We start from the raw sequence: 12,793 nt of genomic DNA on the forward strand, positions 1-12,793 counted from the left end.
TCTCGTTTGGCGTGGGGTTGTGGCCCCCCCACAGCCGGGCCCCCCCCCCGGGGTGGGCTCGCGGGGGCGGGGGCCCCCGGCGGGCCGCCGGGGGGGGGCCCTCGTCGTTCCGTCAGCCGCGGACGGCGGTGCGGCGGGTGAGTATGAAGCCGCCGACCAGGGCTATGCCGTAGAAGGCGAGGTCCAGCGGGCGCAGGTCGGCGCGCCACGCGGCCAGGACGTCGTGGACGAGCGCGCGCGGCGGGGTGCCGGGCAGGCCGCGCGAGTGGAGCACGCGGCCCTGGAGGAGCAACTGGCCGAGGAAGAGCGCGCCGGCCGCGAGCAGCGCGCCCAGCAGGGGCAGCACCCGGCTGCGGCCGCCGAGCCGGCCGAGCGGCCAGGAGACGGCGGCGGTGGGGGCGATGGCCAGCCAGCCGACGCTGTCCGCGGCCCGCAGCGGCGCGCAGCCGTAGGCGAGGGCGCCGAGGAGCATCGCGGCGACCGCGACGCTGACGGCGAGTCCGACCCGCCGGCGGGGGCGCCGGCGGCGGGTGACGGGGACGACGGGTTCGTATCCGGCCACCGGGACACCGGGCATGCCGGGCGCGACGTAGCCCTCCGGGGCGCCGACGGCGGGCGCCACCGTGTAGTGCTGGGCCGTTCGCGGTCGGCCCGACTGTTCGTCAGTGCCCCAGGCGGGTGCGGTCATGGGTGTCGGATCCCCCCGGAAAAGACGGTGAGCTGCCGCACCGTAACAGTGTTCGGGACGAATCTCGGCGAGTTTTCGATCACAGATCGGGCACGGAGAGCCGGGGTTGTTGCGGTCCGTCGCACCTCGTGCCGGGGGCCGGGTGGTCGCGGGCCCGGTGGACAGGGGATGATGGAGGCTTGGCGTTCGGGCCCAGACGCCGGGCCGACGCGCTGTCACCTCGACCGCCAGCAGCACATGGGGGAACGTTTCGAATGACCCAGGCGCAGGGTTCCACCGGCCGACTCCTGGCCGGACGCTACCGGCTGGACGGGGTGCTCGGGCGCGGCGGTATGGGCACCGTCTGGCGCGCCGAGGACGAGATGCTGGGCCGGATTGTCGCGGTGAAGGAACTGCGCATGAACGCCAGCGTCGAGGAGGAGGAGAAGCACCGGCTGATCGTCCGGACGCTGCGCGAGGCCAAGGCCACCGCGCGGATCCGGCACGGCTCGGCGGTCACCGTCTTCGACGTGGTCGAGGAGGACGACCGGCCGTGGATCGTCATGGAGCTGGTCGAGTCCCGCTCGCTGGCCGACGTCATCAAGGAGGACGGGCCGCTGGCGCCGGCCCGGGCCGCCGAGATCGCGCTCGACGTGCTGGGCGTGCTGAGCGCCGCGCACGCCCTGGGCATCCTGCACCGGGACGTGAAGCCGTCGAACGTGCTGATCGGCGAGGACGGCCGGGTGGTGCTCACCGACTTCGGCATCGCCAGCGTGGAGGGTGACGCCTCGGTCACCTCGACCGGCATGCTGGTCGGCGCGCCCTCGTACATATCCCCGGAGCGCGCGCGTGGGCAGAAGCCCGGGCCGCCGGCCGACCTGTGGTCGCTGGGCGGCACGCTGTACGCGATGGTGGAGGGCCGGCCGCCGTACGACCGCGGGTCGGCGCTGGCCACCCTGACGGCGGTGATGACCGAGGAGCTCGCCACGCCGAAGAACGCCGGGGCGCTGCTGCCGGTGATCGAGGGGCTGCTGGAGAAGGACCCGGCCGACCGGCTGGACGCCTCGCAGACCCGGTCGATGCTCAAGCGGGTCGTCGCCGAGGCCACCGCCAAGGCCGAGTCGACGACCGAGCACGCGATGCCGGTCAAGTCGGCCGCCGGATCGGCGGCTGCGGCTCCCGCCCCGGTGGCGAAGGCCGACCGGAAGGCCGCCGAGAAGACCGGCGAGAAGGCGGAGGAGCAGCCGCCGTCCCCCGACGGCACCGCGAAGCGGACGATCGGCGGGCTGCTCGGGACCGTGCGGGTCGGCAGCAAGGCGAAGGACCAGGAGCCGGCGGCCGTCCCGGCGGTGGTCCCGGCGGCGGAGCCGGCCCCGCCCGCGGCGCCGGAGACCGAGCCGATCCGGCCGGTGACCAGCGAGTGGACGCTGGGCGCGACGCAGGCGGCGGGCGCCGATCCGCGCAAGGGCCGGCGGCGGCTGGCCGTGGTGACGATCGTCCTGGTGCTGCTGCTGATCGCCGGGATCGTCGCGGTCGTGAAGGCCGTCGGCGGTTCGGAGGCCGGCACGGCGCACGGCGCGGGCGCGACCTCGCCGGTGGCGGCCACCACGGAGGCGACACCGAGCGGGGCCGCGGCGCCCACCGCCGCCGCGCCGACCACGGCGGCGGCCGAGCCCGCGCCGGCCGGCACCGAGGCGGCCCCGCCGCAGGCCCCGGCCACCGCGGCGACGACGCCCGCGGGCGGCCAGGCACCCGCCCCGGCGGCGACGCCCACCCCGACTCCGACTCCGCCCCCGGCCGCCGCGCCGGGCGCGGCCCAGCCGGCCCCGGCCGGCGCGGTGCCGGCCGGGTACCACCTGTACAAGGACCCGACCGGCTTCTCGGTCGTGCTGCCGGACTGGCTCCAGCAGAGCGGCTCGGAGGCCACCCGCCGGACCTTCCAGGGCAACGGCAGCACGCTGCGGATCGAGTGGACCACCAGCCCCGACCCGAGCGCGCTGGCGGACTGGCAGGAGGCCGAGCCCGGCCTGCGCGCGCAGGTGACCAACTACCAGCGGGTCAACCTCGCGGCCGTCGGCTACCGGCAGTGGAGCAACGCGGCCGACTGGGAGTGGACCAACGGCACGCCGAGGATGCACTCGCTCAACCGCGGCTTCGTGACCGGCAGCCCGGCCAAGTACGGCTACGCGATCTACTGGACCACGCCGGACGCCGACTGGGCGGCCCCGGCCAACTCCCAGGCCAGGGACGAGGCGTTCGCCAGCTTCCAGCCCGCGCCGTAACCCGGCGGTCGGCCGGGCCGGTCGGCCGGGCAGGCGCTCCTCGGCCTCGGCGAACTCCTGGTCGGTGAGCGCCCCGGAGCGGTGCGGGGCGGCCGACCGCTCCAGCCGGTCCAGCGGTCGCCCGCCCGCGCCGGGCTCCTCGGGGGCGGGGGCGGACGGCGCCTCGGTCAGGGAGGCGGCCGCCTGCGGGGTGGCCCGCGCGGCCCGTGCGGCGGTCCTGATCCGCTCGGTGAACTCCCCGGCCCCGGCCGCGTCCTCGAAGCCGTGGGGGCCGGTCGGGGCGATGATCGTCAGGGCGTCGCCGTCGAGCCCGGTCCGCGTCATGGTCGCGTCGGTGACGGCGGCAAGCGGAACCGGTACCGGCGGTTTCCCGTCCTTCAGGAAGAGCAGCCGGTAGGTGGTCGGGACCAGCGCGCCCTCGCGGACGTGGTCGGGGTGGTGGCCGACGGTGGAGGCGACGGGCCGCTCACCGTCGATCACGGCCGCCTCGACCGTGCGCACGGCCTCGGCCCGCGTCGCCCGGCCGCCGTTGCCGGCGACCCGGAACGCGGTGTCGATCAGATCGGTCCGGTCCACGGGGCCGAGCCCGGGAGAGCCGCTCAGTAGGCTGCTCGGTGAGCGAGAGGAACTGGCATGCGAGCGGGCCCTGGGCAGGTGCTGGCGGGGCGTTACCGGCTGACGGACCGTCCGGAGGCGCTGCGGGCGACCGCGGTGGACGAGGGCACCGGCGAGTCGGTGCTGCTGCGCGCCCTGGAGCTGCCCGCGCTGCTGACCGGCGGCCACGATCCGGAGGACGGTACGCCGCCGCAGGCCGACCGGCTGGTCCGGCGGGTCGGAGCGGTCGGCTCGACGGCGCCGGCCTGGCACCCGCGGCTGCTGCGCGGGGTCGGGGCGTTCGTCGACGGAGAGCTGCTGTGGACGGTCGAGGAGCGGCCGGCCGGCGTCCCGCTGGCCGAACTCGCCGCCGCCGGGCCGTTGCCGCCCTACCGGGCGGCCGAGCTGGCGGCGGACCTGGCGGGCGCGCTGCGCTCGCTGCACGAGGCCGGGCTCAGCCACGGCAACCTGACCGCCGAGTCGGTGCTGGTCTGCGAGGACGGCGCGGCGATGCTCGGCGGACTGTTGCCCGGGGTGGCCGAGGAGGCGCTGGCCGAGGACCTCGGCGGGCCCGGCGGGCGCCGCCGCTACGAGGTGCGGGCCACCCTGGTCGGCCCGGTGGCGGAGCGCTGGCCGCTGGACGGCGGCCCGGCCGGGGACTGCTGGGCGCTCGGGGTGCTGCTGCAGCGGCTGCTGACCGGGCGTTCGCCCTACCCCGAGGACGGGGTGCCGGAGCTGGTGACGGCGGTCCGGGACGGCCGGCGCGAGCCGTCCGCCTCCTGCGGGCCGCTGGCGCCGCTCGTCGAGCGGCTGCTCCAGCCCGATCCGGCGCTGCGGCCGACCGCCGACGAGGTCCGCCGGGAGCTGGCGGTGCTGCTGGCGGGCGCGCCGGAGCCGGCCGACGGCGAGCGGGCGGCCCGGGAGGTCGTGCTGCGGCCGGCCGGTCCGCTGGTGAAGTCCGCGCGCGGGCGCGGCCGGGGCGCCGCCGTGCCGTCCGCCGGCCGCGGGGCGGGGACGGACGGGGGCAAGCCGCCCCGGATACCCCCGGCCCTGCTGGGGCCGGTACTGGTCGGAGGCGTCTTCCTGCTGCTCGTGCTGGGGGTGGTCGCCGTGGTGATGTTCGCGGGCTGACGGCCCGGCCCGGCCGCGGTTCGCGGACGCGGCGGACCGGGGAGATTACCCGGGTCGGCGAGGTGGGCCTAATGTGTGCGTGGGATTTGTTCGAACAGTGGTCTGCACCAGGCCCTCCGTCGCACTGACGGCAGCCGAAGCGAGGGGGAGCGGTCGCCGATGGGCGTGCAGGACCGGCCGGAGACGGCCGAGACGGAGCGGCTGCTGGCCGGGCGGTACGAGCTGGGTGATCGGCTCGGCCGGGGCGGCATGGGCACGGTCTGGCGGGCCTGGGACCGGATGCTGGACCGTGAGGTCGCGGTCAAGGAACTGACCGTCAACCACCTCCCCGAGGACGAGCTGGAGATCCTGCACGCCCGGATGAAGCGCGAGGCGAGCGCGGCGGCCCGGATCAAGCACCCCGGCGTCATCACCGTGCACGACGTGCTGGAGCAGGACGGCCGGCCGTGGATCGTCATGGAGCTGGTCGACGGCCGCTCGCTGGCCGACGTGATCAGCCAGGACGGCACCCTCCAGCCGCGCGCCGCCGCCGAGGTCGGCAGCCAGGTGCTGGCCGCGCTGCACCGCGGGCACCAGCTGGGCGTGCTGCACCGGGACGTCAAGCCGGCCAACGTGCTGCTGGAGCGCGGCACCGGCCGGGTCGTCCTGCTGGACTTCGGGATCGCGAAGTTCGAGGGCTCCGCCGAGCTGACCCGGCCGGGCGACCTCGTCGGCTCGCCGGACTACCTCGCGCCAGAGCGCGCCCAGGGCGAGCGGCCCGGGCCGGCCTCCGACCTGTGGGGCCTCGGCGCGACGCTGTACGCGGCCGTCGAGGGGCAGTCGCCGTTCCGCCGGACCTCGCCGATCACCACGCTGGCCGCGGTCGTGGGCGATCCGCTGCCGGAGCCGCGCCGGGCCGGGCCGCTCGGGCCGGTGCTGGCCGCGCTGATGGCCAAGGACCCGGCCGAGCGGCCGACCGCGGACGAGGCGGCCCGGATGCTCGCCGAGGTGCAGGCCGGGCACACGGTCGGCCTGAAGGCGGTCGCGCCGGTCCGGACGCCGACGATGTCGGTGCCCGTCGTGGACCGGAGCGACACGACCGGCGGGGCCGCGGCCGACGCCGGTGACGCCGGTGACGCCGGTACGGACACCGGCATCGAGCCGGACACCGCCGGGGAGCCGGCCGCAGCCCGCTCGTCGGAGACGGCCGTCACCGCGGCGCACGCTCCGGCCGGTGGCGCCGTGGCCGCGGCGCACGTTCCCGCCGTGGGCGCCCAGGCGGGCGCGCCGATCGCCGCGGGGGCGCCCACCGGGCCCGTCGCGCCGGTGCCGCACACCATCGCGCCCGCGCGCGGACCGGCCAGGCGCCGCAGCCTGGCGAAGGTCGTCGGCATCGCGGTGGCCGTCGGCCTGGTCGCCGCCGCGGGCACCTTCTTCGCCACACGGCACGTCGTCGGCTCCGACGCCGGCCCCGCCGACGACCCGTCGACGCCCGCCGTGACCACCTCGGCCGTGCCGGTGCCGACCGGATCGGCGAGCGGCGGGCCGGTGCCCGCCGGCTACCAGTGGGTGGAGGACCCGGCCGGGTTCCGCTTCGTGCTGCCGTCCGCGTCCCCGGCCTGGCAGCGCATCCTCGGGAGCGACAACAACCAGATCTTCTACAGCCCCGACGGCAAGGTGCACTACCTGCAGTTCGCCGTCACCGTCGGGCAGTCGGTGAAGCCGCTGGAGCACATGCGGGAGATGGAGGCCAGCGTCTCCAAGGCGCAGAAGGACTACAAGCAGCACCGGATGGCGAGCACCGCGGTGAACGGCCACGAGGCGGCCGTCTGGGAGTTCAGCTACGCGGCCAAGGAGGGCGGCCGCCGCCGCGCGGTCGAGACCGAGTTCATCGACGAGGACGGCACCGCCTACGCGATCTACTCGTCCAGCCCGGAGAAGGGCAACGACTGGAACGAGGCCCTCCAGCGCTTCACGACGGTGCTCAACAGCTTCACGCCCACCCGCTGACCACGGCGCCGTCCGGGCGGAGCGCCCGCTTTCGCCCGAGTGCGGCAGATTGTTGTTACCGACGGGTACCGCGCCGGGCGCCGAGCGCCTAGGCTGCGCCGTATGTCGGACCTCACAGCAGATGCAGTGGCCACCGGACGTCCCGACGCCGCCCCCGCGGGCGGCAACCCGGCCGCTCCGGGCGGCGGCCGGACCGTCGCCGGGGCCGTCCCGCCGTCCCTGGTCGCCCGGCTGGCCGGCGGCGTCACCGCGACCGGCGAGCCCAGCGTGGTGGAGACCGTCGCCCCGCTGACCGGTGAGCGGCTGGCGAGCCTGCCGCAGTCCACCCCGGCCGACGTCGAGGTCGCCTTCCAGCTGGCCCGCCGCGCCCAGTCGGCCTGGGCCGCGCTGCCCGTGCGCCGCCGCGCCGCCGTCCTGCTGCGCTTCCACGACCTGCTGCTCAAGCGGCAGGACGAGGTCCTGGACCTGATCCAGGCCGAGACCGGCAAGGCCCGGCTGCACGCCTTCGAGGAGGTGCTCGCCGTCGCCATGGCCGCCCGGCACTACGGGCGCGCCGCGCACGGGTACCTGCGCGACAAGCGGCACGGCGGCGCGCTGCCGGTGCTCACCCAGGCGATCGAGGCCCGCCGCCCCAAGGGCGTGATCGGCCACGTCTCGCCGTGGAACTACCCGCTGGAGCTGTCCGTCGGCGACGCCCTGCCCGCCTTCGTGGCCGGCAACGCCGTCGTCAACAAGCCCGACACGCAGACCGCGCTCACCGCGCTGTGGGCCCGCGAACTGCTCGTCGAGGCCGGGCTGCCGGCCGACCTGTGGCAGGTCGTGATCGGCGACGGACCGGTGATCGGCCCGGCCGTGGTCGAGCACGCGGACTACGTCTCCTTCACCGGCTCCACCCGCACCGGCCGCGACGTCGCCCAGCGCGCCGCCGCCCGGCTGATCGGCGCCTCGCTCGAACTCGGCGGCAAGAACGCCATGCTGGTGCTCGCCGACGCGGACCTCGACCGGGCCGCGGCCGGCGCCGTGCGGGCCTGCTTCTCCTCCGCCGGTCAGCTCTGCATCTCCATCGAGCGCCTCATGGTCCACCGCTCGGTCGCCGACGCCTTCCTGGAGAAGTTCGCCGAGCGCACCCGGGCCCTGCGCCTGGGCGGCGGCCTCGCGTACGGCGCCGACATGGGCTCGCTGGTCTCGGCCCGCCAGCTGGACACCACCACCCGGCACGTCGAGGAGGCCGTCAAGGCCGGCGCCACCGTGCTGGCCGGCGGCCGCGCCCGGCCCGACCTCGGCCCCTTCTTCTACGAGCCGACCATCCTCGACGGCGTCACGCCGGAGATGGCGGTCTGCGGCGAGGAGACCTTCGGCCCGGTCGTCTCCGTCTACCGCTTCGACACCGACGACGAGGCGGTGGCCGCCGCCAACGCCACCCCGTACGGCCTCAACTCCAGCGTCTGGACCCGGAACCCGCGCCGCGGCCGGGCGGTCGCGGCCCGGCTGCGCACCGGCACCGTCAACGTCAACGAGGCGTACGCCGCCGCCTACGGCTCGGTCGGCTCGCCGATGGGCGGGATGGGCGACTCCGGGCTCGGCCGGCGGCACGGCGCGGAGGGCATCCTGCGGTTCACCGAGGCCCAGACCATCGCGACCCAGCGGCTGCTCCCGCTCGCGCCCTCGCTCGGGCTCGACGACCGGCAGTTCGCGGCGGTGTTCACCGGCGGGCTGCGGGTGCTGAAGGCGCTGCGCCTCAAGTAGGCGGGGCAGCGGTGGGGCCCGGCCGGTGGGCGGTGCGGGCGGATTCGGACGGCTAAGGGAGCAGTGGCAGATGGCGGGGTCCCCGGAACAGGGCGAGTTCGACTACGACGTGGTCGTGGTCGGCTCCGGCTTCGGCGGTTCGGTCGCCGCGCTGCGGCTGACCGAGAAGGGCTACCGGGTGGCCGTCCTGGAGGCCGGGCGGCGCTTCGACCGCGACGAACTGCCCCGGAACTCCTGGGACCTGCCGAACTACCTGTGGGCGCCGCAGCTGGGCCTGTACGGCATCCAGCGGATCCACCTGCTGGCCAACGTGCTGATCCTGGCCGGCGCCGGGGTCGGCGGCGGCTCGCTGAACTACGCCAACACCCTGTACGTGCCGCCGAAGGCGTTCTTCGAGGACCGTCAGTGGCGCCACATCACCGACTGGCAGGCGGAGTTGGCGCCGTTCTACGACCAGGCGCAGCGGATGCTCGGGGTCCGGCTCAATCCGACCGTCACGCCGTCCGACGTCCACCTCAAGGCGGCGGCCGAGAAGATGGGCGTCGGGGACACCTTCCACATGGCGCCGGTCGGGGTCTTCTTCGGGGACGGCAAGGACACCGACGGCACGGCCAAGGCCGCGCCCGGCGAGGAGGTCGCCGACCCGTACTTCGGCGGCGCCGGCCCGGCCCGCAAGGCCTGCGTGGAGTGCGGCGAGTGCATGACCGGGTGCCGGCACGGCGCCAAGAACATGCTCACCGAGAACTACCTGTACCTGGCCGAGCAGGGCGGCGCGGAGATCCACCCGCTGACCACGGTGGCCCGGATCCGGGAGCAGGGCGAGGGCTACGCGGTGGACGTGCGCCGCACCGACTCGCGCTCGAAGACGGACCGGGTCAAGGCGGGCGCGCGGACCATCACCGCCGCCCGGGTCGTGGTCGCGGCCGGCACCTACGGCACCCAGTCGCTGCTGCACCGGATGCGCGCGGACGGCCACCTGCCCCGGCTCTCGGCCCGGCTCGGCGAGCTGACCCGGACCAACTCCGAGGCGCTGGTGGGCGCGCAGACCACCGACCGGCGCTACGGCAGCCGCGCGGACTTCACCAAGGGCGTCGCGATCACCTCCTCGATCCACCCGGACGCGAACACCCACATCGAGCCGGTGCGCTACGGCAAGGGCTCGAACGCGATGGGCGCGCTGTCGATCGCCCAGGTCGCGGGCGGTGGTCGGGCCCCGCGCTGGCTGCGCTACCTGGGCAACTCGGTGAGCCACCCGGTGACCTTCGCGCGCTCGATGAACCAGCGCCGCTGGTCGGAGAAGACGATCATCGGCCTGGTGATGCAGTCGCTGGACAACTCGATCACCGTCTCGCTGAAGAAGGACCTGCTCGGCAAGGCCCGGCTGACCTCCGCCCAGGGCCACGGCGCGCCCAACCCGACCTGGATCCCGGCCGCCGAGAAGGGCGCCCAGGCGCTCGCCGCGGAGATCAACGGCTTCGCCGGCAGCACCGTGGGCGAGATCTTCGACATCCCGATGACCGCCCACTTCCTCGGCGGCTGCCCGATCGGCGACACCGCCGAGACCGGCGTGGTCGACCCGTACCACCGGCTCTACGGCCACCCGGGGATCAGCGTCGTGGACGGCGCGGCGGTCTCCGCCAACCTCGGCGTCAACCCGTCGCTGACGATCACCGCGCAGGCCGAGCGCGCGATGTCGATGTGGCCCAACAAGGGCGAGGCCGACCCGCGGCCGGAGCAGGGCGCGGAGTACCGCCGCACCGCGGCCGTCGCGCCGGTGCGCCCGGCCGTGCCGAAGGACGCGTTCGGGGCGCTGCGGCTGCCGCTGCTGGCCGTCCCGGAGGTGCCGAAGAAGCGCGGCTGACGCTCGGCTGCGCGGCCAACGCGCCGGGGCGGGAAGCCGGTTGACATCCGTTCGGATCCGATGGGATAAACGGGCGTCCTGGGGGACCAGGGACTCGTCGAGCGGGGGGAACGCGGTTCATGGCCATCTGCGCATCGTGCGGTGCGGCTTCGGTGGAGGGGGCGCGGGCCTGTGCCGCGTGCGGACGGCCGTCCGCGCCACCGCCACCGCCCCCACCGCCGGCCGGTCCGCCGAGCAGCCCGCCGGCCGCCCCGCCCGTGGTGCCGCCGCCCCCGCCTCCCGGGTACGCGCCCGCGCCGCCCGGGTACGCTCCCGCGCCGGGCACCTGGGGCGCCGGGCGGCCGTACGACCCGGCTGCCGGGCAGTCGCCCGCGCTGCGCGGGCTGACCGGCATGGACTGGCGCCCGGCGCTCCTCGCGCTCCTCGCGCCGACCGTCGTCCTGCTGGTCGCCGCGCTGGTCGCGGCGATCCCGAGCGACTACAACGAATCCGCCACCCTGGTCCAGATGCCCGGGTTCGGCGACCGCTACGGCGCCGCCCTCGCGATGGCGCTCGGCGCGCTCGGCGCCCCGTTCAAGCTCTCCTACGCGATCCACTGGCGGGGCACCGACACCGACTTCGGCTTCACGGCGCGGGTGCTCCCGCTGACCGTCACCGTGCTGTGGCTGCTCGCCCTCTGGCTCGGCCTGCGGACGCTCTCCCGCCGTCGGCAGGCCCGCACGGCCGAGCAGATGACCCGCGGCCAGGCGGCCGGCGAGGCGCTGCGCACCGCGCTGGTCGCGGCCGGCGTGACGCTGCTGGTTGGCCTGCTCGCCGGGGCGGACTGGAGCCCCTACCTGCCCGGCAACCCCACCGGGTTCGGCCGCTCGTCGGCGATCACCTACACCGCGGACGCCGGCTGGCCGCAGGCGGTCGGCTGGAGCGCCCTGCTCGCCGGGCTGGTCGCGTTCGCCGTGTACGGCACCGACGCGCTGCGCTGGGCGGCCTGGCGCAACCGGACGATCCGCGGCTGGGCGGTGGCGGGGCTGGCAGCCGGCCAGGTGCTCGCGCTGCTGGTCGGCACGGCCTCGCTGGTGGCGTTCGTCCTGGTCGCGGCCAACAGCGAGGGCTGGCAGACCGCGGTGTCGTCGGCCTTCCTGCCCAACCTCGGGCTGATGCTGATCGGCATCGGCTCGGGGGCGACGTTCCGCGCCGAGGGCGGGCCCGCCTCCCGGGGGCCGGACTGGGGCGGCGGGCGGGGCGGCTACCCGGGCTTCCAGGAGTTCTCGTTCTTCGACCTGCACGGCGAGAGCGGCGCCTGGCGCTTCGCCGGCCTGCTGGCCGTCGCCTCGGTGATCCTGCTGGCCTGGACGGCCCACCGCCGTCGGCTCGACGCGGCCGACCGGATCCGGCTGGCGGTGGTGTACGCGGTCGGGCTGACCCTGCTCATGGTGTTCTCCGGCGCCGCGACCACGGGCTTCGGCAGCGGCGGGGCGCGCTCCGACCCGGCCACCGCCGGCTACTCGGTGAGCCTGGTCTTCGGTTCGCTGCTCGCGGCCAACGTGATCTGGGCGGCGATCGGCGCGCTGGCGCTGCCGCCGCTGCTGGCCGCCGCGACGGGCGGGCGGGGCGCGGCCGCCGTCCCGTACGCGGGCGCCGTGCCGCCGCAGGGTCCGCCGGACGGGTACGACCACGTCGGGCCCGGGTACGGGCACGCCGCCGGGGAGCCCGAGCCGTACCGGCCGGAGGCGGGGGTGAGCGACGTGATCGGTTCGTCCGAGGGGTCGTCGGGGCCGACGGGCGGGGCGGACGACCGGCTCGCGGGGCCCCGGGACGGCGAAGGCAGGGTCGACCCGAGCGTCTGGCGCGACCACCCGTAGCGCGGATCCCGGCAGGTCGGGGCCCCGGCAGGTCGGGCGGGACCGGTCGGGGCCGGAAAGGCCGGCGCCGGAAAGGGCAAAGGGCCCCGCGGGGGAACGGGGCCCTTTGTCGCTCAGCACGCGGCGTCAGGGCTGCGCCGGTGCTGGAGGTGACGGCGCCGGGGGAGGAGCGCCGTCATTCGGTTGGTTTCGGGGCCGCGCCCGGTGCGGCTCCGGCGTGGGTGGCCGGCGGCGCGGGGAGCGCGCACGCTCGCGGTGCGTCGGGTCGGCGCGCAGTCCTGCGCCGGACACTCGATCACGGAGCGTGAGGTGGCGACCGTTGCCGCCCCAGGTCGCGGCGGCAGCGGTCCCGGACTCCGCAGTGGGCCGTAGGCCGCCGGGAGAACCGCTTCCACGGAGCATCGTGCTGGACGGAGGGCTCGGTCTGCAACCGGTTCGGCACACTTCGGCCCGGTCCATTTTGTGACGACGAGCTCCGCTTCGCCGCGGTGATGATCACGGTGCGTAGTGGTTCGATCGATTGCGGCGCACGGGGACGCGCGTAGCGGCGCGCAACGGTGAGTGGTGTGCGCCCCCCGGGGGGCGGCGGCGGGGCCGGCCGGGGGGCCGGCGGGGCGGGCGGGGGGGCGCCGGGGGGGCGCCCGCCCCCGCCCCCCCGCGGGGC

Annotated in this window: 7 protein-coding genes; 6 read left to right on the forward strand and 1 reads right to left on the reverse strand. The window is 76.2% G+C overall.

The window, feature by feature from the left end:
- Positions 1–112: 112 nt before the first annotated feature.
- On the reverse strand, positions 113–688 hold the full coding sequence (locus ACFV4G_RS03470) for a hypothetical protein (protein ID WP_380435966.1): 576 nt from the start codon (positions 686–688) through the stop codon (positions 113–115).
- Between the two features lie 254 nt (positions 689–942).
- On the opposite strand from ACFV4G_RS03470, the gene ACFV4G_RS03475 reads away from it, so the two are divergent.
- The 6 genes from ACFV4G_RS03475 to ACFV4G_RS03500 all read left to right on the forward strand — a co-directional run bounded on the left by ACFV4G_RS03475 (position 943) and on the right by ACFV4G_RS03500 (position 12,129).
- Entirely contained in the window at positions 943–2,949 is a 2,007-nt protein-coding gene (locus ACFV4G_RS03475) for a serine/threonine-protein kinase (protein ID WP_380435968.1), read from the forward strand.
- Positions 2,950–3,582: 633 nt separating this feature from the next.
- Positions 3,583–4,674, forward strand: coding sequence for a protein kinase (locus ACFV4G_RS03480; RefSeq protein ID WP_380435970.1), 1,092 nt, complete (start codon positions 3,583–3,585; stop codon positions 4,672–4,674).
- 159 nt (positions 4,675–4,833) lie between these two features.
- On the forward strand, positions 4,834–6,663 hold the full coding sequence (locus tag ACFV4G_RS03485) for a serine/threonine-protein kinase (protein WP_380435972.1): 1,830 nt from the start codon (positions 4,834–4,836) through the stop codon (positions 6,661–6,663).
- A gap of 102 nt (positions 6,664–6,765) precedes the next feature.
- Positions 6,766–8,409: a succinic semialdehyde dehydrogenase gene (locus ACFV4G_RS03490; RefSeq protein WP_380435974.1), complete on the forward strand. Its 1,644-nt coding sequence runs from the start codon at positions 6,766–6,768 to the stop codon at positions 8,407–8,409.
- 70 nt (positions 8,410–8,479) lie between these two features.
- Positions 8,480–10,270 (forward strand): GMC oxidoreductase, encoded by a 1,791-nt coding sequence (locus ACFV4G_RS03495; RefSeq protein ID WP_380435976.1) that lies wholly within the window; start codon positions 8,480–8,482, stop codon positions 10,268–10,270.
- A gap of 257 nt (positions 10,271–10,527) precedes the next feature.
- Positions 10,528–12,129 carry a hypothetical protein gene (locus tag ACFV4G_RS03500; RefSeq protein WP_380435978.1) on the forward strand — a complete coding sequence of 534 codons (1,602 nt, stop codon included), beginning with the start codon at positions 10,528–10,530 and terminating at the stop codon, positions 12,127–12,129.
- Positions 12,130–12,793 lie beyond the last annotated feature (664 nt).

The organism is Kitasatospora sp. NPDC059747 (assembly GCF_042732955.1).
Taxonomy (GTDB): domain Bacteria; phylum Actinomycetota; class Actinomycetes; order Streptomycetales; family Streptomycetaceae; genus Kitasatospora.